The sequence below is a fragment of the Cupriavidus taiwanensis genome, assembly GCF_900250115.1.
Taxonomy (GTDB): domain Bacteria; phylum Pseudomonadota; class Gammaproteobacteria; order Burkholderiales; family Burkholderiaceae; genus Cupriavidus; species Cupriavidus taiwanensis_B.
Genome location: NZ_LT984803.1, coordinates 470,588 through 489,481, shown reverse-complemented (window position 1 = coordinate 489,481; position 18,894 = coordinate 470,588). Strand labels below are relative to the sequence as shown.

General features: G+C 69.4%; 21 protein-coding genes. 17 read left to right on the top strand and 4 right to left on the bottom strand.

Going from position 1 to position 18,894, the window contains the following annotated elements:
* Positions 1-138 precede the first annotated feature (138 nt).
* The 17 genes from CBM2586_RS02370 to CBM2586_RS02290 all read left to right on the top strand — a co-directional run bounded on the left by CBM2586_RS02370 (position 139) and on the right by CBM2586_RS02290 (position 15,580).
* Positions 139-1,173 carry an aminoglycoside phosphotransferase family protein gene (locus tag CBM2586_RS02370; protein WP_115686728.1) on the top strand — a complete coding sequence of 345 codons (1,035 nt, stop codon included), beginning with the start codon at positions 139-141 and terminating at the stop codon, positions 1,171-1,173.
* Between the two features lie 4 nt (positions 1,174-1,177).
* Positions 1,178-1,975 (top strand): AzlC family ABC transporter permease, encoded by a 798-nt coding sequence (locus CBM2586_RS02365; protein WP_115663002.1) that lies wholly within the window; start codon positions 1,178-1,180, stop codon positions 1,973-1,975.
* Complete coding sequence (locus CBM2586_RS02360) at positions 1,972-2,298, top strand: AzlD domain-containing protein (RefSeq protein ID WP_115663003.1); 327 nt, start codon at positions 1,972-1,974, stop codon at positions 2,296-2,298. The genes CBM2586_RS02365 and CBM2586_RS02360 overlap by 4 nt, the downstream gene beginning before the upstream one ends.
* Positions 2,295-3,020 carry an N-acetylmuramate alpha-1-phosphate uridylyltransferase MurU gene (gene murU / locus CBM2586_RS02355; protein WP_115663004.1) on the top strand — a complete coding sequence of 242 codons (726 nt, stop codon included), beginning with the start codon at positions 2,295-2,297 and terminating at the stop codon, positions 3,018-3,020. The genes CBM2586_RS02360 and murU overlap by 4 nt, the downstream gene beginning before the upstream one ends.
* Positions 3,021-3,103: 83 nt before the next feature.
* On the top strand, positions 3,104-4,516 hold the full coding sequence (locus CBM2586_RS02350; protein WP_115663005.1) for an aminopeptidase P N-terminal domain-containing protein: 1,413 nt from the start codon (positions 3,104-3,106) through the stop codon (positions 4,514-4,516).
* Positions 4,513-4,974 carry a hypothetical protein gene (locus CBM2586_RS02345; protein WP_115686727.1) on the top strand — a complete coding sequence of 154 codons (462 nt, stop codon included), beginning with the start codon at positions 4,513-4,515 and terminating at the stop codon, positions 4,972-4,974. Before CBM2586_RS02350 ends, CBM2586_RS02345 begins: the two co-directional genes overlap by 4 nt.
* The gene (locus CBM2586_RS02340; RefSeq protein WP_115686726.1) at positions 4,955-6,184 is read left to right on the top strand and encodes a UbiH/UbiF/VisC/COQ6 family ubiquinone biosynthesis hydroxylase; all 1,230 of its coding nucleotides are present in this window, start codon (positions 4,955-4,957) and stop codon (positions 6,182-6,184) included. Before CBM2586_RS02345 ends, CBM2586_RS02340 begins: the two co-directional genes overlap by 20 nt.
* 321 nt (positions 6,185-6,505) lie before the next feature.
* Positions 6,506-7,567, top strand: coding sequence for a tRNA dihydrouridine synthase DusB (dusB, locus tag CBM2586_RS02335; RefSeq protein WP_115663829.1), 1,062 nt, complete (start codon positions 6,506-6,508; stop codon positions 7,565-7,567).
* Entirely contained in the window at positions 7,564-7,797 is a 234-nt protein-coding gene (locus CBM2586_RS02330) for a Fis family transcriptional regulator (protein WP_010813887.1), read from the top strand. Before dusB ends, CBM2586_RS02330 begins: the two co-directional genes overlap by 4 nt.
* 22 nt (positions 7,798-7,819) lie before the next feature.
* Positions 7,820-9,394, top strand: a complete 1,575-nt coding sequence (purH, locus tag CBM2586_RS02325; protein WP_115663008.1) for a bifunctional phosphoribosylaminoimidazolecarboxamide formyltransferase/IMP cyclohydrolase — start codon at positions 7,820-7,822, stop codon at positions 9,392-9,394.
* A gap of 169 nt (positions 9,395-9,563) precedes the next feature.
* Positions 9,564-10,109, top strand: coding sequence for a crossover junction endodeoxyribonuclease RuvC (ruvC, locus tag CBM2586_RS02320; RefSeq protein ID WP_115663009.1), 546 nt, complete (start codon positions 9,564-9,566; stop codon positions 10,107-10,109).
* A gap of 92 nt (positions 10,110-10,201) precedes the next feature.
* A complete protein-coding gene (locus CBM2586_RS02315; RefSeq protein WP_115686725.1) occupies positions 10,202-11,446 on the top strand; it encodes a glycerophosphodiester phosphodiesterase in 1,245 nt (414 codons plus the stop codon).
* A 68-nt stretch (positions 11,447-11,514) separates the two neighbouring features.
* On the top strand, positions 11,515-12,096 hold the full coding sequence (gene ruvA, locus CBM2586_RS02310; RefSeq protein WP_018008807.1) for a Holliday junction branch migration protein RuvA: 582 nt from the start codon (positions 11,515-11,517) through the stop codon (positions 12,094-12,096).
* A gap of 72 nt (positions 12,097-12,168) precedes the next feature.
* Positions 12,169-13,233 (top strand): Holliday junction branch migration DNA helicase RuvB, encoded by a 1,065-nt coding sequence (gene ruvB / locus CBM2586_RS02305; protein WP_115663831.1) that lies wholly within the window; start codon positions 12,169-12,171, stop codon positions 13,231-13,233.
* 210 nt (positions 13,234-13,443) lie between these two features.
* Positions 13,444-14,037 (top strand): hypothetical protein, encoded by a 594-nt coding sequence (locus CBM2586_RS02300; protein WP_115663010.1) that lies wholly within the window; start codon positions 13,444-13,446, stop codon positions 14,035-14,037.
* 44 nt (positions 14,038-14,081) lie between these two features.
* Positions 14,082-14,666 (top strand): BPSL1445 family SYLF domain-containing lipoprotein, encoded by a 585-nt coding sequence (locus CBM2586_RS02295; protein ID WP_115663011.1) that lies wholly within the window; start codon positions 14,082-14,084, stop codon positions 14,664-14,666.
* Positions 14,667-14,854: 188 nt separating this feature from the next.
* On the top strand, positions 14,855-15,580 hold the full coding sequence (locus CBM2586_RS02290) for a queuosine precursor transporter (protein ID WP_115663012.1): 726 nt from the start codon (positions 14,855-14,857) through the stop codon (positions 15,578-15,580).
* Between the two features lie 8 nt (positions 15,581-15,588).
* On the opposite strand, the gene CBM2586_RS02285 is transcribed toward CBM2586_RS02290, so the two are convergent.
* The 4 genes from CBM2586_RS02285 to tyrS all read right to left on the bottom strand — a co-directional run bounded on the left by CBM2586_RS02285 (position 15,589) and on the right by tyrS (position 18,770).
* Positions 15,589-16,263: a histidine phosphatase family protein gene (locus CBM2586_RS02285; RefSeq protein WP_115663013.1), complete on the bottom strand. Its 675-nt coding sequence runs from the start codon at positions 16,261-16,263 to the stop codon at positions 15,589-15,591.
* An 84-nt stretch (positions 16,264-16,347) separates the two neighbouring features.
* The gene (locus CBM2586_RS02280) at positions 16,348-17,007 is read right to left on the bottom strand and encodes a YbhB/YbcL family Raf kinase inhibitor-like protein (protein WP_115686724.1); all 660 of its coding nucleotides are present in this window, start codon (positions 17,005-17,007) and stop codon (positions 16,348-16,350) included.
* 52 nt (positions 17,008-17,059) lie between these two features.
* Positions 17,060-17,521 (bottom strand): D-aminoacyl-tRNA deacylase, encoded by a 462-nt coding sequence (gene dtd, locus CBM2586_RS02275; RefSeq protein ID WP_092307711.1) that lies wholly within the window; start codon positions 17,519-17,521, stop codon positions 17,060-17,062.
* 7 nt (positions 17,522-17,528) lie between these two features.
* Entirely contained in the window at positions 17,529-18,770 is a 1,242-nt protein-coding gene (gene tyrS / locus CBM2586_RS02270) for a tyrosine--tRNA ligase (RefSeq protein WP_115663015.1), read from the bottom strand.
* Positions 18,771-18,894 lie beyond the last annotated feature (124 nt).

Genomic DNA, 18,894 nt, shown 5'->3' with positions numbered 1-18,894 from the left:
GGTCTGGTCGGGTATTATACGGGGCAACCCGAGGCGCTCTTGCCGCTTACTTCCGGTTTCATTTCCGGTCATCGAGGGCTTTCACTTTCGTTCTGGCCCTGCGCCCCATCCTCACGCGTACCTCCGACAAGTACCTGTATGGCAGCTCTTCCCCACGACCCGCGCCTGGACCAGCTCAAGGCCTGGGTGGCCGGACTCGGACCGGCATGGTCCGCCGATCCCGATTCCTGCGTCCCGGCTTCGGCCGATGCCAGCTTCCGGCGCTATTTCCGCGTCCGCACCCGGCATCCCGACCATGCCACCGCGATCGTGATGGACGCCCCGCCCGCGCACGAGGACTGCCACCCGTTCATCCATGTCTGCGGGCTGTTCGGCGCCGCCGGCGTGACCGTGCCGACGGTGCTGGCGCAGGACCTGGACCAGGGCTTCCTGCTGCTGGCCGACCTTGGCAGCCAGACCTATTTGTCGAAGCTGGACGATTCCTCGGCGCCCGGCCTGTACGCCGACGCCGCCGCCGCGCTGGTCCGCATCCAGGCCGCCACGCGCCCCGGCGAACTGCCCGCCTACGACCGCGCGCTGCTGCAGCGCGAGCTCGACCTGTTCCCGCAGTGGTACGTGGCCCGGCATCTGGGCGCGACCCTGTCCGAGGCCCAGCAGGCCGACTGGCACGAAGTGACGGAGGCGCTGCTCGCCAACAACCTCGCCCAGCCCCAGGTCTACGTGCACCGCGACTTCCACTCGCGCAACCTGATGGTGCGGGAAGGCGCCGCCAATCCGGGCGTGCTCGACTTCCAGGACGCGGTGACCGGCCCGATCACCTACGACGCGGTGTCGCTGTGGCGCGATGCCTATATCGAATGGGATGAAGAGCAGCAGCTCGACTGGCTGATCCGCTACTGGGAACGCGCGCGCAAGGCCGCGCTGCCGGTCAACCCCGACTTCGGCGAGTTCTACCGCGACTTCGAGTGGATGGGGCTGCAGCGCCACCTCAAGGTGCTGGGCATCTTCGCCCGCCTGTACCACCGCGATGGCAAGGACGGCTACCTGGCCAACCTGCCGCTGGTGATGAAGTACACGCGCCAGGTGGCCGGGCGCTATACCGAACTGCGCAAGCTGATCCGCCTGCTGGACGCGCTCGAAGGCGTGTCCAGCCCGGCCGGCTATACGTTCTGACGCCATGCGCGCCGACGCCTCCGGTCCGCACGACAGCGCCGCGCCCGCCATCACCGCCGCCGGCGAATGGCTGGCGGGGGCGCGCGCGCTCGCGCCGATGCTGCTGGGCGTGGTGCCGTTCGGGCTGATCTACGGCGTGCTCGCGGTCGGCGCCGGCATGCCTGCGTGGCTGGCCTGCGCCATGAGCGCGATCGTGTTCGGCGGCGCCTCGCAGATGATCCTGACCCAGTTGTGGAGCGCCGGCACCCCGGCGGTAGTGATCACGCTGACGGTGGCCATGGTCAACCTGCGCCACGCGCTGTACTCGGCCACCATCGCGCCGACGCTGGCGCACCTGCCGCGGCGCTGGAAGGCGCTGATCGCCTACCTGCTGACCGACGAGGCCTTTGCCGCGATGACCCACCGGCTCGGCGACACCGGCCCGCGCGCCCGCTACCGCCACTGGTATTACTTCGGCGGCGGCTTCGCGCTGTGGGCCAGCTGGCAGCTGTCGACGCTGGCCGGCGTGCTGGTCGGCGCCCAGGTGCCGCGCGACTGGCCGCTGGACTTTTTCCTGCCGCTGACCTTTATCGGCATCATCGTGCCGGGCCTCAGGCACCGCTCGCACGTCGCCGCCGCGCTGGCGGCCAGTGTGCTGGCGGTGGCCTGCTACAGCCTGCCGCACAAGCTCGGCCTGATGGTGGCGGCGCTCGGCGGCATCGCCGTGGGCATGCTGGTGCTGGGACGCGGCAACCGCCCCGGGCCCCGCGCCGCCAGCCGCGCCGATGCCGCCAGCTGCGACGCCGGCAAGGAGGCCGCATGAGTGCGCTGACGCTGCTGTGGGTGTTCCTGGCCGCGGGCCTGGCCACCTTCCTGATCCGCCTGTCGTTCATCGCCGTCGAAGGCCGGGTGCGGCTGCCGTCGTGGTTTCGCACCGCGCTGCAGTTCGTGCCGGCCGCGATGCTGTCGGCGCTGATCGCGCCCGACCTGCTGATGCAACAGGGCGAGCTCGCCCTGACCCCGACCAACGCCAGGCTGCTGGCCGGCGTGGTCGCCATCCTGATTGCCGCACGTACCCGCAGCGTGGGCTGGACCATTGCCGGCGGCATGGCCACGCTGCTTGCCCTGGAGGCCCTGTTCCGATGAAGGTGATGATCTTTGCCGCCGGCCGCGGCGACCGCATGCGTCCGCTGACCGATACCTGCCCCAAGCCGCTGCTGGCGGTGGGCGGCAAGCCGCTGATCGTCTGGAAGATCGAGGCGCTGGCGCGCGCCGGACTGCGCGACATCGTCATCAACCACGCCTGGCTGGGCGCGCAGATCGAGGCGGCGCTGGGCGACGGCAGCCGCTTCGGCGTGCGCATCGCCTACTCGGCCGAGGGCGAGGCGCTGGAAACCGCCGGCGGCATCGCCAAGGCGCTGCCGCTGCTGTCGCACGACCCGGTCCGCGGCGAGATCTTCCTGGCCGTGTCCGGCGACATCTTCTGCGACTACGATTTCCGCGCGCTGCTGCCGCGCGCGCAAACGCTGGCGGGCGCGGCCGCGCCGCACATGCACCTGGTGATGGTGCCGAACCCGCCGTTCCATGCGCGCGGGGATTTCGCGCTCGACGCGCACGGCCGGCTCTCGCTCGATGCCGAGCCGGCCAGCGGCACGCGCCTTACCTTCGGCAATATCGGGCTGTACGACACCCGGCTGTTTACCGATATCGTGCCGGGCACGCGGCTGGCGATGACGCCGATCTACCATGCCGGCATCGCCGCCGGCACCGCCACCGGCGAGCGCTTCGACGGGCGCTGGGAGAACGTGGGCACGCCGGCGCAGCTGGCCGAGCTGGACAGCATGCTGGCGGCCGCACCGGGGCGCTAGGGCGCGCGACTTTGGCGCCACTGGCGCAGCGCCGCCGCCGGCGGCGGTAGAATCGGCCTGATCCCTCTTATCCAGGCCTGACCATGTCCGCACCTGATCTTGCCCCCCTCGCCGCCCCCCTCCCCGCCTTTCGCGAACGCCGCGCCCGGGTGCTGCAGCACCTGCGCGCCGGCGGCGGCGGCGTGGCGATCCTGCCCACGGCGCCGGAAGCCATGCGCAATCGCGACAGCGACTACCCGTACCGGCACGACAGCTATTTCTATTACCTGAGCGGCTTCACCGAGCCCGAAGCGGTGCTGGTGCTGGTGGCCGGCGCGCCCGGCGAGCCGGCCGAGGCCGACCGCAGCATACTGTTCTGCCGCCCCAAGCATGAAGAGCGCGAGATCTGGGACGGCTTCCGCTTCGGCCCTGAAGGCGCGCGCGCCGCGTTCGGCTTCGACGAAGCGCATTCGGTCGAAGAAATCGACGCCACGCTGCCGCCGCTGCTGGCCAACCGCGCGCAGCTGGCCTACCCGCTGGCCGATTCGATCCGCACCGACATGCAGATGCGGCGCTGGCTCGACGCGGTGCGCATGCAGGGCCGCGCCGGCGTCGCCGCGCCGTCGGTCGCCCTCGACATCCGCACGCTGCTCGATGAAATGCGCCTGTTCAAGGATGCCGGCGAACTGGCCACCATGCGCCGCGCCGCGGCGATTTCGGCGGGCGCCCATGTGCGCGCGATGCAGGCCACCCGCGCCGGCCTGCGCGAATACCACCTCGAGGCCGAGCTGCTCTATGAATTCCGCCGCCACGGCGCGCAGAGCGTGGCCTACAACTCGATCGTCGCCGCCGGCCCGAATGCCTGCGTGCTGCACTACCGCGCCGGCCCGGCCGAACTCAAGGACGGTGACCTGTGCCTGATCGACGCCGGCTGTGAGCTGGACGGCTACGCCTCGGACATCACCCGCACCTTCCCGGTCTCGGGCCGCTTTTCGCCGGCGCAGCGCGAACTGTATGACCTGGTGGTGGCCGCGCAAGAAGCCGCCATCGCCGAGACCCGCGCCGGCGTGCCTTACAACGTGCCGCATGACGCCGCCGTGCGCGTGCTGGCCCAGGGCATGCTCGACACCGGCCTGCTCGACCGCAACCGCGAAGGCACGCTCGACGACGTGCTGGCCAGCGGCAACTACCGCCGCTTCTACATGCACCGCACCGGCCACTGGCTCGGCATGGATGTCCATGACGTGGGCGAATACCGCGTGGCCAGCCACAGCGGCGCAGGCGAGCGACCGTGGCGGCCGCTGCAGCCCGGCATGGTGCTGACCATCGAGCCCGGCATCTACGTGCGCCCGGCCGAGGACGTGCCCGAGCGCTACTGGCATATCGGCATCCGCATCGAGGACGACGCCGTGGTCACCGAGGGCGACTGCGAGCTGATCACGCGCGGCGTGCCGGTGCTGGCCGACGAAATCGAAGCGCTGATGCGCGACCACGCCACCGCGGGAGGCCAGCGATGATCAGCTGGCTGCGCAGGATCCTGCCGGGCCAGGCCGGCAGCAACCGTCTGCCCGATCCGTCCGAACCGTTCATCGTCAACCTGTACGACGACCGCCTGGTGGTGCACCGCCCCGACGGCCAGCGCGAGGAGCTCTCCTGGAGCGTGCTCGAACGCGTGGTGGTGCGGGTGTCCGATCGCGCGCCGTGGGCCGGCAGGGCCTGGCTGATCCTGATCGGCGCGCCGGACTCGGGCCAGGGCTGCGTGGTGCCGTTCGATGCCGCCAACCATGCCGCGCTGCTGGCGCAACTGCGCGCGCTGCCGGGCTTCAACCAGCAAAAGCTCGACAATGCGCTGCGCGACGCCGCGGCCGGCAAGGCGCGCTCGGATGCGATCTGCTGGAAGCGCGGTGCGCAGGCCCAGTCCGGCACCGATGCAGAGCAGGCAGGAGGCAGTGACGATGCCGGCCCCGCAGCCTGATTTCGCGGGCCCCGCCGATATCGCCATCGTCGGCGGCGGTCCGGTCGGCCTGGCGCTGGCCTGCCAGCTGTTGCGCACCACCGGCTGGCGCATCGTGCTGGTCGACGCCGCCACGCCGGCGCGCGCGGCGCGCGACCCGCGCGCGATCGCGCTGTCGCACGGCAGCCGCCAGCTGCTGGAGCAGATCGGCGCCTGGCCGGTGCCGGGCAGCCCGATCGAGCATATCCATGTGTCGCAGCGCGGCCGCTTCGGCCATGTCCGCCTGCACCATGACGACTACGGCGTGCCCGCGCTCGGCTACGTGGTGCGCTACGGCGAGCTGTGCACCGTGCTCGAGCGGGCGCTGGCGCAGGCGGCCGGCGACCGGCGGCTGCGGCGCGTGTTCGAAACCCGCATCGAGCGGATCGAGCAGGATCCGGTGCCGCGTGGCGCGGACGTGGCGGATACCGGCATGGTGCATCTGGAGGGAACGGGCCACGACGGCCAGGCGGCACGGTTCGCCGCGCGCCTGGCGGTGCAGGCCGAGGGTGGGCTGTTCCATGAACAGGCCGCGCACCAGGGCCGCGGCGCGCGCACGCGCGACTATCGCCAGACCGCGGTGATCGCCCATGTCACCTGCTCGCGGCCGCAACCCGGCTGGGCCTGGGAGCGATTTACCGAGGAGGGCCCGCTGGCGCTGCTGCCGCACGAGGAACACGGCACGCCCGGCTACGCGCTGGTGTGGTGCTGCCCGCCGGAACAGGCCGCGCGCCGCATCGCGCTGCCGGAAGCGCAGTTTGCCGCGGAGCTGGGCCGCGCCTTCAGCGAGCGGATGGGCCAGTTCACGCTCGCGGGCAAGCGCCATGCCTTCCCGCTCGGCCTGAATGCCGCGCCGGTCACGGTCAACGGGCGCGTGGTGGCGGTCGGCAATGCCGCTCAGACGCTGCATCCGGTGGCCGGACAAGGGCTGAACCTGGGCCTGCGCGATGCCTTTGCGCTGGCCGACTCGCTGCGCGGCGCCTGCAGCCCGCAAGCGCTGCAGGCCTTTGCCGGCCGCCATCGACTCGACCGCGCCGTCACCATCGGCGTGACCGACCTGCTGCCGCGCGTGTTCGGCGTGGCCTACCCGCTCGCGGCCCATGCCCGCGGCGCGTCGCTGGCGGCGCTGGCATGCCTGCCACCGCTGCGGCACGCGCTGGCGCGCCACATGATGTTCGGCATGCGCCGCTGAACCGCCGCTTCACCACTGCCAGTGGCGCTTGCGCCACTGGCGCCGCGGCATCGCGCCACAGCCATCGGCGCCCTGCGCCATGGATGCTCAAATCTTGGGCAATGGCGACCGATTGGCGGTAGAATCCTGCCCTCGCACATGTCCCGATCCACCGCCGGCAGCAGTATCGGCAGGGGCATGTTTTTCCGTTTCGTCTCTGCTTTCCGCCGGCCTCAGGGCAGGCTGTCCCGGTCCGTCGCGGCGCATGGCGTGCAGCGCAACCAGGTCGCCGGGACGGGTTACCAGAACCGCCGCTTCACCGCCACAACCGCCACCACCGCCGTGCAGATCGGACCTCACCAACTCCGCAACAACCTGTTTGTCGCCCCGATGGCGGGCGTGACGGACCGGCCCTTCCGCCAGCTGTGCAAGCAGCTCGGCGCGGGCTACGCGGTGTCGGAAATGGTCGCCTCCAACGCCCAGCTGTGGAAGAGCGAGAAGACCATGCGCCGCGCCAACCACGCCGGCGAGGTCGAACCGATCGCGGTGCAGATCGCCGGAGCCGAGCCGTCGATGATGGCCGAGGCGGCGCGCTACAACGTAGACCGCGGCGCGCAGATCATCGACATCAACATGGGCTGCCCGGCCAAGAAGGTGTGCAACGTCGCCGCCGGCTCGGCCCTGCTGCAGAACGAGCCGCTGGTGGTGCGCATCGTCGAGGCGGTGGTCGCCGCCGTCGGCGAGCGCGTGCCGGTGACGCTGAAGATCCGCACCGGCTGGAACCGCGAAAACCGCAATGCGCTGCGCATCGCGCGCATGGTCGAGGACGCCGGCATCAGCATGCTGACCATCCACGGCCGCACCCGTGCCGACCTGTACCACGGCGACGCCGAGTACGAGACCATTGCCGCGGTCAAGGCAGAGCTCTCGATCCCGGTGGTTGCCAACGGCGACATCACCACGCCGCAGAAGGCCAGGCAGGTGCTGGCGCTGACCGGCGCCGACGCGCTCATGATCGGGCGCGCGGCGCAGGGCCGGCCCTGGCTGTTCCGCGAGATCGAGCACTTCCTGAAGACCGGCGAGATGCTGCCGTCGCCCGAAGTGGCCGAGATCCGTGCCATCATGAATGCGCACCTGGAAGACCACTACGCCTTCTACGGCGAGTTCACCGGCGTGCGCACCGCGCGCAAGCACATTGCCTGGTACACGCGCGGGCTGCGCGGCGCCAACCTGTTCCGCCACCGCATGAACACGCTGGAAAGCACCGCCGAGCAGCTGGCGGCGGTCAACGCGTTCTTCGACGAGCAGGCGCAGATCTCTGACCGGCTGGTGTATGTCGACGACGCCGCGCAGGAGCAAGACGAAGCGAACAACAACAAAAACGGGGAGTTGCTTGCCGCATGAGCCGCAACGCTATCGACCAGTGCATCCGGGAAAGCCTGGATACGTACTTTCGCGACCTGGACGGCGAAGAGCCGTCGAACATGTACAACATGGTGCTCGAGGCGGTCGAACGGCCGCTGCTGGAAGCCGTGATGGTGCGCGCCGAGCGCAACCAGTCGCTGGCGGCCGCCTACCTCGGCATCAATCGCAATACGCTGCGCAAGAAGCTGCAGCAGCACGGTTTACTTTGAATTTGAAGCGTTTCCCACTGCCATGATCAAGCAAGCCCTACTCTCCGTTTCCGACAAGACCGGCATCGTCGAATTCGCGCGCGAACTGAACGCGCTCGGCGTGACGCTGCTTTCCACCGGCGGCACCGCCAAGCTGCTGGCCGACAGCGGCCTGCCCGTGACGGAGGTGGCCGACTACACCGGCTTCCCGGAAATGCTCGACGGCCGCGTCAAGACGCTGCACCCCAAGGTCCACGGCGGCATCCTGGCGCGCCGCGACCTGCCCGAGCACATGGCCGCGCTGGCCGAGCACAATATCCCCACGATCGACCTGCTGGTGGTGAACCTGTACCCGTTCCAGCAGACCGTGGCCAGGGATGACTGCACGCTGCCGGACGCGATCGAGAACATCGACATCGGCGGCCCGACCATGCTGCGCTCGGCGGCCAAGAACCACCGCGACGTGACCGTGATCGTCGACCCGGCCGATTACGCCGTGGTGCTCGGTGAAATGCGTGCCAACGGCAACAGCGTCGGCTACGACACCAACTTCCGCCTGGCCACCAAGGTGTTCGCGCACACCGCGCAGTACGACGGCGCCATCACCAACTACCTGACCAGCCTCGGTGCCGACAAGTCGCACCAGGCTCGCAGCGCCTACCCGCAGACGCTGAACCTGGCCTTCGACAAGGTGCAGGAAATGCGCTACGGCGAGAACCCGCACCAGTCGGCGGCGTTCTACCGCGACCTGAAGGCGGTCGACGGCGCGCTCGCCAACTACGTGCAGCTGCAGGGCAAGGAGCTGTCGTACAACAACATCGCCGACGCCGATGCCGCGTGGGAATGCGTGAAGTCGTTCGATGCGGCCAATGGCGCGGCCTGCGTCATCATCAAGCACGCCAACCCGTGCGGCGTGGCACTGGGTGCCAACGCGCTGGAAGCCTATGAGAAGGCGTTCAAGACCGATTCCACCTCGGCCTTCGGCGGCATCATCGCTTTCAACGTGGAGCTGGACGAAGCCGCCGCGCAGGCGGTGGCCAGGCAGTTTGTTGAGGTGCTGATCGCGCCGTCTTTCAGCGCCGCCGCGCGTGCCGTGTTCGCGGCCAAGCAGAACGTGCGCCTGCTCGAGATCCCGCTGGGCAAGGGCATCAACCAGTATGACTTCAAGCGCGTCGGCGGCGGCCTGCTGGTGCAGAGCCCGGACGCCAAGAACGTGCAGCCGTCCGAGCTGCGCGTGGTGACGCGCCGCCACCCGACGCCCAAGGAAATGGACGACCTGATGTTCGCCTGGCGCGTGGCCAAGTTCGTCAAGTCCAACGCCATCGTGTTCTGCGGCGGCGGCATGACGCTGGGCGTGGGCGCCGGCCAGATGAGCCGCGTCGATTCCGCGCGCATCGCCAGCATCAAGGCGCAGAACGCCGGCCTGACGCTGGCCGGCTCGGCGGTGGCATCGGACGCGTTCTTCCCGTTCCGCGACGGCCTCGACGTGGTGGTCGACGCCGGCGCGACCTGCGTGATCCAGCCGGGCGGCTCGGTGCGCGATGACGAAGTGATCGCCGCCGCCGACGAGCGCGGCATCGCGATGGTGCTGACGGGCACGCGGCATTTCCGCCATTAAGCAGGCCGGCATTCCGCCGGTCTGCTCCCCTCTCCCGCAAGCGGGAGAGGGGGCCCGCAACAGGTCGTTCGAGGCCCGATCAGATTTGGCCCCGCCTCAAGGGCTACGCCGCCGCAACCCTGCGCGCAAAAAGCAATACACTAGTCGGCGTCCTCCCTACCCCATCCCCATGCGAATCCTAGGCATCGACCCCGGCCTGCGCACCACCGGCTTCGGCGTGATCGAGAAGCACGGTAACAAGCTTGCCTACGTGGCCTCGGGCACGATCAAGAGCGATGGCAATTCGACCCTGCCGGAGCGGCTGAAGACGTTGTACGACGGCATCAGCGAAGTGTCGCGGACCTATGCGCCCGACTGCGCGGCGATCGAGAAGGTCTTCGTCAACGTCAATCCGCAATCGACGCTGCTGCTGGGCCAGGCCCGCGGCGCGGCGATCTGCGGGCTGGTCGGCTATGGCCTGCCGGTGTTCGAATACACCGCGCTCCAGCTCAAGGTGGCGGTGGTCGGCTATGGCCGCGCCAACAAGGCGCAGGTGCAGGAAATGGTGACGCGCCTGCTGATGCTGCCCGGCCAGCCCGGCAGCGATGCGGCCGATGCGCTGGGCGTGGCGATCTGCCATGCCAACGGCGGCGATACCCTCGGCACGCTGGCCGGACTTGCCCCTGAGCTGGTGCGCAAGGGCATGCGCGTGCGGCGCGGCCGCCTGGTCGGCTGAGCGCGGCGAAAGCCGCGCCGCGCTGCGCGCCGTCATGCCCGCGTTGGCGCGTCTTTTACAATCGGGGCTTGGTCCCATCACAGGAACGCTGCATGCCTAGCCAGTCCCGACTGCGCGCGCCGCGCCCGCGCGTCAGCCTCGCCCGTATTGTTGCCGCCTGCCGCCGCTGGCTGGTGCCGACTATTGCCGCCGCGGCGTGCGCGGTGCTGGCCGCCGGCTGCGCCACCGCGCCGCGCCCCAAGCGCGCGGCACCGCCGGCTGCGCCGGCGCCGGCGCCCGCCGCCAGCGCTCCGCCCGCGGCGGCGGCGCCGCAGCCCAGGCCGCTGGTGATCGCCCATCGCGGTGCCAGCGCGCTGCGTCCGGAACATACGCTGGCCGCCTATGCCAAGGCGATCGAGGACGGCGCCGATGCGATCGAGCCCGACCTTGTCATGACGCGCGACGGCGTGCTGGTGGCACGCCACGAGAACGACATCACCGGCACCACCAACGTGGCCGAACTGCCGCAGTTCGCCGAGCGCAAGCGCACCAAGGTGATCGACGGCGAGCGCCTGACCGGCTGGTTCACCGAAGACTTCACGCTGGCCGAGTTGAAGACGCTGCGCGCGCGCGAGCGCATTCCGCGCCTGCGCCCGGCCAATGCGCGCCTGAACGACCAGTTCGAGGTGCCGTCGTTCGACGAGATCGTGCGCCTGGCCGAGCAGGCCGCGCTGCGCACCGGCAAACCCATCGGCATCTATGCCGAACTGAAGCATCCCAGCTACTTCCGCGGCATCGGCCTGCCGCTCGAGGACAAGCTTGCCGCGGCGGTGCGGGCGCAGCCGTACCTGCGCAATGCGCCGGTGTTCATCCAGTGTTTCGAGGGCGGCAGCCTGCGCGCGCTGCGGCGCACGCTGGGCAACGGCTTGCCCAACGTCAGGCTGGTCCAGCTGATCGGCAACCCGCGCAAGAGCCCGGCCGACTGGAAACTGGCCGGCGACGCCCGCACCTTCGGCGACATGCTGAGCACCACCGGCCTGCGCGAAGTGGCGGCCTACGCCGATGGCATCGGCCCGGAGAAGAGCAGCGTGGTGCCCCGCGATGCGCAGGGCGCCCTGGGCGCGCCGACCGCTGTGGTACACCAGGCCCACGCTGCCGGCCTCTTTGTCCATCCTTACACCTTCCGCCCGGAGAACAGCTTCCTGCCCAAGGCGCTGCAGACTGGCGGCGACGAGGCCACGCGCAGCCCGGCCGGCATGGAGCGCGAGGTGCAGGCCTTTGTCGCGGCCGGCATCGACGGCTTCTTCACCGACGACCCGGCACTGGGCCGGCGCGCCGTCGACACGCCGGCGCGCTGAGCCGGCGGGCGGCCGCCGCGCTACACTGGCGGCCGCCTCTCTCCTGACCTCCTGTTTTTTCCCGCACCATGATCGGACGCATCGCCGGCACCCTTATCGAGAAGAATCCCCCGCACCTGCTGGTCGACTGCCACGGCGTCGGCTACGAGGTCGACGTGCCGATGAGCACCTTCTACAACCTGCCCGCGGTGGGCCAGCCGGTGACCCTGCTGACGCAGCTGATCGTGCGCGAGGATGCGCACCTGCTGTATGGCTTCGGCAGCGCGGCCGAGCGCAACACCTTTCGCGAATTGATCAAGATCACCGGCATCGGCGCGCGCATGGCGCTGGCGGTGCTGTCGGGCATGTCGGTGCCCGAACTGGCGCAGGCGATCACGCTGCAGGAAGCCGGGCGCCTGACGCGCATCCCCGGCATCGGCAAGAAGACCGCCGAGCGCCTGCTGCTGGAGCTCAAGGGCAAGCTGGGCGCGGAACTGGGCCATGCGCCCGGCGCGCCGGCGGTGCCCGACAGTGCCGTCGACGTGCTCAACGCGCTGCTGGCGCTGGGCTATTCCGAGAAGGAAGCCGCCGCCGCGATCAAGCAGGTGCCGGCCGGCACCGGGGTGTCCGAGGGCATCAAGCTGGCGCTGAAGGCGCTCTCCAAGGGCTGAGCCGCCGGGGTCGAGCCCGGCAATCGCGCGTAGAATGGCGCATTGTTGCCGCTGTCCGGGCCCCTGACCACCATGATCGAAACAGACAAGCTTGCCGCCCCTTCCCGCGTGATCGCCGCCACCCCAGCCTCGTCGCAGGAGGAGGCGTTCGAGCGCGCACTGCGGCCCAAGCTGCTGGACGAGTATGTCGGCCAGGAAAAGGTGCGCGGCCAGCTGGACATCTTCATGCACGCGGCGCGCAAGCGCCGCGAGGCGCTCGACCACGTGCTGCTGTTCGGCCCGCCCGGGCTGGGCAAGACCACGCTGGCCCACATCATCGCGCGCGAGATGGGGGTCAACCTGCGCCAGACCTCGGGCCCGGTGCTCGAGCGTCCCGGCGACCTCGCCGCGCTGCTGACCAACCTCGAAGCCAACGACGTCCTCTTCATCGACGAGATCCACCGGCTCTCGCCGGTGGTCGAGGAAATCCTGTACCCGGCGCTGGAGGACTACCAGATCGACATCATGATCGGCGAGGGCCCGGCGGCGCGCTCGGTCAAGCTGGACCTGCAGCCGTTCACGCTGGTGGGCGCGACCACGCGCGCCGGCATGCTGACCAACCCGCTGCGCGACCGCTTCGGCATCGTCGCGCGGCTGGAGTTCTACACCGCCGAGGAACTGGCCCGCATCGTCAGCCGCTCGGCGCAGCTGCTGCAGGCCCGCATCGATCCGCAAGGCGCGCTGGAAATCGCCCGGCGCGCGCGCGGCACGCCCCGTATCGCCAACCGGCTGCTGCGGCGGGTGCGCGACTATGCCGAGGTCAAGGGCGACGGCACCATCACGCGCCAGATCGCGGATGCGGCACTGGCCATGCTCGACGTGGACCGCGTCGGCTTCGACCTGATGGACCGCAAGCTGCTCGAGGCGGTGCTGCACAAGTTCGGCGGCGGCCCGGTCGGGGTCGACAACCTTGCCGCCGCCATCGGCGAAGAACGCGACACCATCGAGGACGTGCTCGAGCCCTACCTGATCCAGCAGGGCTACCTTCAGCGCACCCCGCGCGGGCGCGTGGCCACCGCGGCGGCCTACCGGCATTTCGGCCTGGCCAGCCCGCAGGGGATGGCCGGCGACGCCGGCGAACTGTTTGGCGACGCCTGACCTGCGCCGGCCCGACGTGCGCCGGCCCGACGTGCGCCATGGTGCACGCGTCACGCTCATTTAAACGTTTTAAATTCGCACCCCAAATTTTTTCGAAGTGGATTGCTGGCCGGTGGCCGATTGTCCACAATGGCTTTCATCGGCGCCCCCCCGCCATGACGGCTGTGTCCGCCGGGGCACGGCTCCGTTGCAAACCTGTCAAGGAAAGCCATGATCCGCCAGTGTTCCAGCCTGCTCGCCGCACTTCTCGCCCTGGCCGCGTTCAGTGCCGGCAGCGCCAACGCCCAGCGCCCGCCGGGGCCGGTGGGCGTGGCGGAAGAAGCCGTCATCAGCGGCAAGATCGTCGATATCGATCCCGAAACCAAGGCGGTGCTGGTGCAGGGCCCGCGCGGCAATGTGGTCGAGCTGGTGGGCGGCGACGAGGCCCGCAACTTCGGCCAGATCCGCAAGGGCGACATCCTGACCGTGGCGCGAGGCGCCGCGCTGGTCGCGGCGCTCGAGCCGGTCGACAGCAAGACCACGGCACTGGCCGAAACGGTCGACCGCACCACGCGCGCGGCCGAGGGCGGCAAGCCCGGCATCATGCGCGAGATCACCACCACGGTGACGGCACAGATCACCAAGATCGACCCCGCCAAGCGCCAGCTCACCTTCCGCGGCCCGCGCGAGACGCTGCGCACGGTCAAGGTCCAGGACCCCGCCATCGACCTGAACGGCATCAAGCAGGGCCAGATGGCCAAGATCGTCTACCGTGAAGTCGTGGCCATTACGGTCAGGGCGCCAGCGGCAGCCGCAGCACACTGAGCCACTGAATCAGGCGCGGTACTTTTCCCATCAGGAGGTTACCTATGAATCGTCGCCACTTTGTTACCCGGGTTGCCGGGTCGGGCCTGCTCGTTGCGACCGCGATGGCCGCGGGCTGCACCACCACCGGCACCGGCGCGTCGAAAGACCCGGTCGCCAAGAAGCAAGAGATCGATGCCGGCGTCGACGGCGCGCTGAACCGGCTGTTCTCCTCGGCCAACGGCTCGCGCGAGCTGGCCCAGCGCGCGCAGGGCATCCTGGTGTTCCCGCGCGTACTGGCCGGCGGCTTTATCGTCGGCGCCGAATACGGCGAAGGCGCGCTGCGCTCGAAGGGCTCGACGGTCGGCTACTATAGCACGACGCAGGCCTCGGTCGGGCTGACCGCAGGCGGACAATCCAAGGCCGTCATCATCATGTTCATGACGCCCGAGGCTTACAACAAGTTCGTGTCCAGCAAGGGCTGGACAGCGGGTGCGGATGCCAACGTGGCGGTCGCGAAGATCGGCGCGGACGGCAGGCTCGACACGCTGACCAGCCAGCAGCCGGTGATCGCCTTTGTGCAGACCAACGCCGGCCTGATGTTCGACGTCTCGGTGAACGGGGCCAAGATCAGCAAGCTGGATATCTGAGCCCACGGCGCTGCCGCCCCGGCAGCGGCCGTCCTCTCTGACACGGTTCCCGGCCCAGGCCGGGAATTTTGTTTCTGGAGACCATGTGTCCGCAGCACGCTGCTCCCGCCGGCGTGCGCGAACGCGCCGCCTGCTGGCATAATCGCGCCCAACTCACTGCGCCAGCGCGCACGCGACCGGGAGCCCCCATGTCTGCCATCACCGCCAGCCCGCCCCAGGCCGGCCGCGTCTACCGCTACTACGACTTTGTCATGGTGGCGTTCGTCACCGTGCTGCTGTGCTCGAACCTGATCGGCGCGGCCAAGGCGGCGCAGATGACGCTGCCGCTGATCGGCACGGTCACCTTCGGCGCCGGCGTGCTGTTCTTCCCGATCTCATACATCTTCGGCGACGTGCTGACCGAGGTCTACGGCTACGGGCGCGACCGGCGCGTAGTCTGGGCAGGTTTTGCCGCGCTGGCCTTCGCTACCTTCATGAGCGTGGTGGTGTTGAACATGCCGGTCGCGCCGTTCATGGCCGACTACCAGAAGAGCCTGCAGGACGTGTTCGGCAATACCTGGCGCATCGCGCTCGGCTCGCTGGTGGCATTCTGCTGCGGCAGCTTTACCAACAGCTATGTGCTGGCCAAGATGAAGCTGTGGACCGGCGGCCGCTGGCTGTGGACGCGCACCATCGGCTCGACGCTGGCCGGCGAGCTGGTCGACTCGTCACTGTTCTACGTGATCGCCTTCTACGGCATCTGGCCGCTCGAGCAGGTGGTCCAGGTGGCGGTGGCGCAGTACGTGCTCAAGACCGGCTGGGAAGTGGTGATGACGCCGGTGACGTACAAGGTGGTGGGCTTCCTGAAGCGGGCCGAGAACGAAGATTACTTCGACCGGCATACCGACTTCACGCCGTTCCGGGTGCGGGTCTAGCACCGCGGCTACGGCACGCGCCGGTCCACCTCGTCCAGCGCCAGGTTCTGCAGGTGGCTGACGTCGCCCCACTGGGCCAGCGTCAGGTGGGTACTGTCGCTGCGCAGCCGGTTGACGCTGGCATTGAGCAGCTCGTGCTGGCGTGGCGCTTCCAGCGTCATGCCGGTGGCCTCGCGGTAGAGGCAGTCGAGCACGCCGCCGTGCGCGACCAGCGCGATGCGCTCGCCCGGGTGCCGGCGCGACAGCGCCAGCACCGCGTCGACCGCGCGTTCGTGGAAGCCCAGCAGCGACTCGCCCTCGGGCGGCGCGTAATCGGGCACGCGCGCCTGCCAGCGCGCAAAGTCTTCCGGCAGGTGCTCTGCCACCTCGGCGTAGGTCTTGCCCTGCAACGCGCCGTAACTGCGCTCGCGCAGCCGCGCATCGGCACGCACCTGCAGCCCCAGCGCCTCGGCCAGCGGCGCCGCCGTGGCCATCGCGCGTGACAGGTCGCTGGAATACACCGCATCGATCGGCTCGCCCGCCAGCGCATTTGCCAGCGCGCGTGCCTGCGCATGGCCGGTCTGGTTCAGCGGAATATCGAGCTGGCCTTGCAGCCGGCGCTCCCGGTTCCAGGCCGTTTCGCCGTGGCGGATCACGATCAGGTGGGTAAAGGCCAGCGAATGCGGCCCGGGGCTTTGCGACATGCCGTTTCCTTCGGGGTTGCTGCGGGGGGCTTGCTTGGGGCCGTGCGGGCCCGGCACCGCGCAGGACGCGGCACCGGCCCGGCCTCAGGCCGCCGGTGACTTTGCCAGCTTCGGGTTCAGCGTATAGGTGCCGGTCAGGCTGGCCTGCGCCAGCACGTGGCCCTGGATCGCCTCGCGCACCTGGGTGCCGGTAAATGTGCCTTCCAGCGGCAGCCGGTCGATGTCCAGCGCGTACAGCGTGAACACGTAGTGGTGCAGCAGCGTGTCGTTCCACGGCGGGCACGGGCCGTCATAGCCGTAGTAGTCGCCCTTCATGTCGGCATCGCCGGCAAACCAGCCGGTGTAGTCGTTGATGCCGTGGCGCAGGCCGCCCGCGGTGGCGGTGCCGCCGGTGGCTTCCGGCCCCGGCTTGCCGCGCGCAATCACGCCGTCGCTGTGCGAGCCCGCGGCAATCGAGGTCAGGCCGGGCGGGATGTCGACCAGCACCCAATGGAAGAAGTCCACCCGCGGCAGCGCGGCCGGCACTTCGCGGCCTTCCTGGTTGACGTCGTCACCCTTGCTGGGGACGTCGCGGTCATGGCAGATCAGCACGAACGAGCGCGTCTCGGCCGGCGCGTCTTCCCAGTGCAGGTCGGGATTGCGGTTGTTCGACAGGGCCACGTGGGCGGCGGCGTCAGGCACGCAGAAGGCGAACTCGCCGGGGATCGGCGCGTTGTCGTTGAAGGACTTGCTCCAGAGTTTCATTTGTCTCTCCTGTCTTGATGCCGCGCCGGTGGCGCGGCAGCTTGGAATCGGTTCAGGCGGGCGCCACGCGCAGCCAGAACGTGACCGGACCGTCGTTGACCAGGCTGACCTGCATCATCGCGCCGAACTCGCCGGTCTGCACCTGCGGATGCGCCGCGCGCGCACGCGCGACGAAGTGCTCGTACAGGCGCCGGCCGTCCTCGGGCGAGGCCGCGGGGGTGAAGCTCGGGCGCGTGCCGCTGTTGGTATCCGCCGCCAGCGTGAACTGCGACACTACCAGCAGCCCGCCCGGATTGCCGTTGCCGTCCATGTTCTGCACCGGCAGGTTCATCTTGCCGGCCGCATCCGAAAACACGCGGTACGACAGCATCTTGGCCAGCAGCCGCTCGGCCTGCGCCTCGGTGTCGCCGCGCTCGGCGCAGACCAGCGCCAGCAGGCCGGCGCCGATCTCGCCGGTGGTGCGGCCTGCGACCGTGACGCGGGCCTGGGCCACCCGCTGGATCAGCGCGATCATCGCCGCCTCAGGCCAGCGTCACGCGCGCGAAGCGGCGCTTGCCGACCTGCACGACGTAGGTGCCCGCCGCCACCTTGGTGGCCTTGTCGGTCACGGTGGCGCCATCGATCTTGACACCGCCCTGCTCGATATTGCGGTTGGCTTCCGAGGTCGACGGCACCAGGTTGGCCTGCTTGAGCAGCTGCGCGATCCCCAGCGGCGCACCTGCCAGGCTCACTGCCGGGATATCGTCCGGCACGCCGCCGCGGGCGCGGTGGTTGAAGTCTTCCAGCGCCTTCTCGGCATCGGCCTGGCTGTGGAAGCGCGCCACGATCTCCTGCGCCAGCAGCACCTTGCAGTCGCGCGGGTTGCGGCCGGCGGCGATCTCCTGCTTCATCAGGTCGATCTCGCTCATCGGGCGGAACGACAGCAGCGTGAAGTACTGCCACATCAGGTCGTCCGAGATGCTCATCAGCTTGCCGAACATCTCGCTGGGCGCCTCGGTCACGCCGACGTAGTTGCCCTTGGACTTCGACATCTTCTCGACCCCGTCCAGGCCCACCAGCAGCGGCATGGTCAGGATGCACTGCGGCTCCTGGCCGTATTCCTTCTGCAGCTCGCGCCCCACCAGCAGGTTGAACTTCTGGTCGGTGCCGCCCAGCTCGAGGTCGGACTTGAGTGCCACCGAGTCGTAGCCCTGCATCAGCGGGTAGAGGAACTCGTGCACGGAAATCGGAATCCCGGAACGGAAGCGCTTGGTGAAGTCATCGCGCTCCATCATCCGCGCCACGGTGTACTTGGCCGCCAGCTGGATCATGCCGCGCGCGCCGAGCGGGTCGCACCATTCGCTGTTGTAGCGGATCTCGGTGCGTTCCGGGTCGAGCACCAGGCTGGCCTGGCGGTAGTAGGTCTGGGCATTGGCCTCGATCTGCTCGCGCGTGAGCGGCGGGCGCGTGCTGTTGCGGCCCGACGGGTCGCCGATGGTCGAGGTGAAGTCGCCGATCAGGAAGATCACCTGGTGGCCGAGGTCCTGCAGCTGGCGCAGCTTGTTCAGCACCACGGTATGGCCGATGTGGATGTCGGGCGCGGTCGGGTCCAGGCCCAGCTTGATGCGCAGCGGCACGCCGGTGGCCTCGCTGCGCGCCAGCTTCTGCGCCCACTCCGCTTCGATCAGCAGCTCGTCGCAGCCGCGCTTGGAGATTTCCAGGGCCTGCATCACCGAGGGCGTCAGGGGGTATTTGGCCGGTGCGGCCGAGGCAACTTCAGTCATCACGTAAGTCTTTGAAATACTTGAAATTTTAGGAAATCTGCCGACAGCCGCGAGGGCCGGATTTTGGTATAATCCGCGTTTCCCGGGGCCTGTGGAAGCCTTTCCGGTGCGCCATCCGTCACTT

Bases quoted from the DNA above. Each gene is read 5' to 3' on its own strand.
- CBM2586_RS02365 (WP_115663002.1), top strand. From the start codon at position 1,178: ATGCGCGCCGACGCCTCCGGTCCGCACGACAGCGCCGCGCCCGCCATC.
- tyrS (WP_115663015.1), bottom strand. From the start codon at position 18,770: ATGACTGAAGTTGCCTCGGCCGCACCGGCCAAATACCCCCTGACGCCC.
- CBM2586_RS02290 (WP_115663012.1), top strand. From the start codon at position 14,855: ATGTCTGCCATCACCGCCAGCCCGCCCCAGGCCGGCCGCGTCTACCGC.
- CBM2586_RS02350 (WP_115663005.1), top strand. From the start codon at position 3,104: ATGTCCGCACCTGATCTTGCCCCCCTCGCCGCCCCCCTCCCCGCCTTT.
- murU (WP_115663004.1), top strand. From the start codon at position 2,295: ATGAAGGTGATGATCTTTGCCGCCGGCCGCGGCGACCGCATGCGTCCG.
- CBM2586_RS02285 (WP_115663013.1), bottom strand. From the start codon at position 16,263: ATGTCGCAAAGCCCCGGGCCGCATTCGCTGGCCTTTACCCACCTGATC.
- ruvC (WP_115663009.1), top strand. From the start codon at position 9,564: ATGCGAATCCTAGGCATCGACCCCGGCCTGCGCACCACCGGCTTCGGC.
- purH (WP_115663008.1), top strand. From the start codon at position 7,820: ATGATCAAGCAAGCCCTACTCTCCGTTTCCGACAAGACCGGCATCGTC.
- ruvB (WP_115663831.1), top strand. From the start codon at position 12,169: ATGATCGAAACAGACAAGCTTGCCGCCCCTTCCCGCGTGATCGCCGCC.
- ruvA (WP_018008807.1), top strand. From the start codon at position 11,515: ATGATCGGACGCATCGCCGGCACCCTTATCGAGAAGAATCCCCCGCAC.
- dtd (WP_092307711.1), bottom strand. From the start codon at position 17,521: ATGATCGCGCTGATCCAGCGGGTGGCCCAGGCCCGCGTCACGGTCGCA.
- CBM2586_RS02300 (WP_115663010.1), top strand. From the start codon at position 13,444: ATGATCCGCCAGTGTTCCAGCCTGCTCGCCGCACTTCTCGCCCTGGCC.
- CBM2586_RS02340 (WP_115686726.1), top strand. From the start codon at position 4,955: ATGCCGGCCCCGCAGCCTGATTTCGCGGGCCCCGCCGATATCGCCATC.
- CBM2586_RS02315 (WP_115686725.1), top strand. From the start codon at position 10,202: ATGCCTAGCCAGTCCCGACTGCGCGCGCCGCGCCCGCGCGTCAGCCTC.
- CBM2586_RS02345 (WP_115686727.1), top strand. From the start codon at position 4,513: ATGATCAGCTGGCTGCGCAGGATCCTGCCGGGCCAGGCCGGCAGCAAC.
- CBM2586_RS02370 (WP_115686728.1), top strand. From the start codon at position 139: ATGGCAGCTCTTCCCCACGACCCGCGCCTGGACCAGCTCAAGGCCTGG.
- CBM2586_RS02280 (WP_115686724.1), bottom strand. From the start codon at position 17,007: ATGAAACTCTGGAGCAAGTCCTTCAACGACAACGCGCCGATCCCCGGC.
- CBM2586_RS02360 (WP_115663003.1), top strand. From the start codon at position 1,972: ATGAGTGCGCTGACGCTGCTGTGGGTGTTCCTGGCCGCGGGCCTGGCC.
- CBM2586_RS02295 (WP_115663011.1), top strand. From the start codon at position 14,082: ATGAATCGTCGCCACTTTGTTACCCGGGTTGCCGGGTCGGGCCTGCTC.
- CBM2586_RS02330 (WP_010813887.1), top strand. From the start codon at position 7,564: ATGAGCCGCAACGCTATCGACCAGTGCATCCGGGAAAGCCTGGATACG.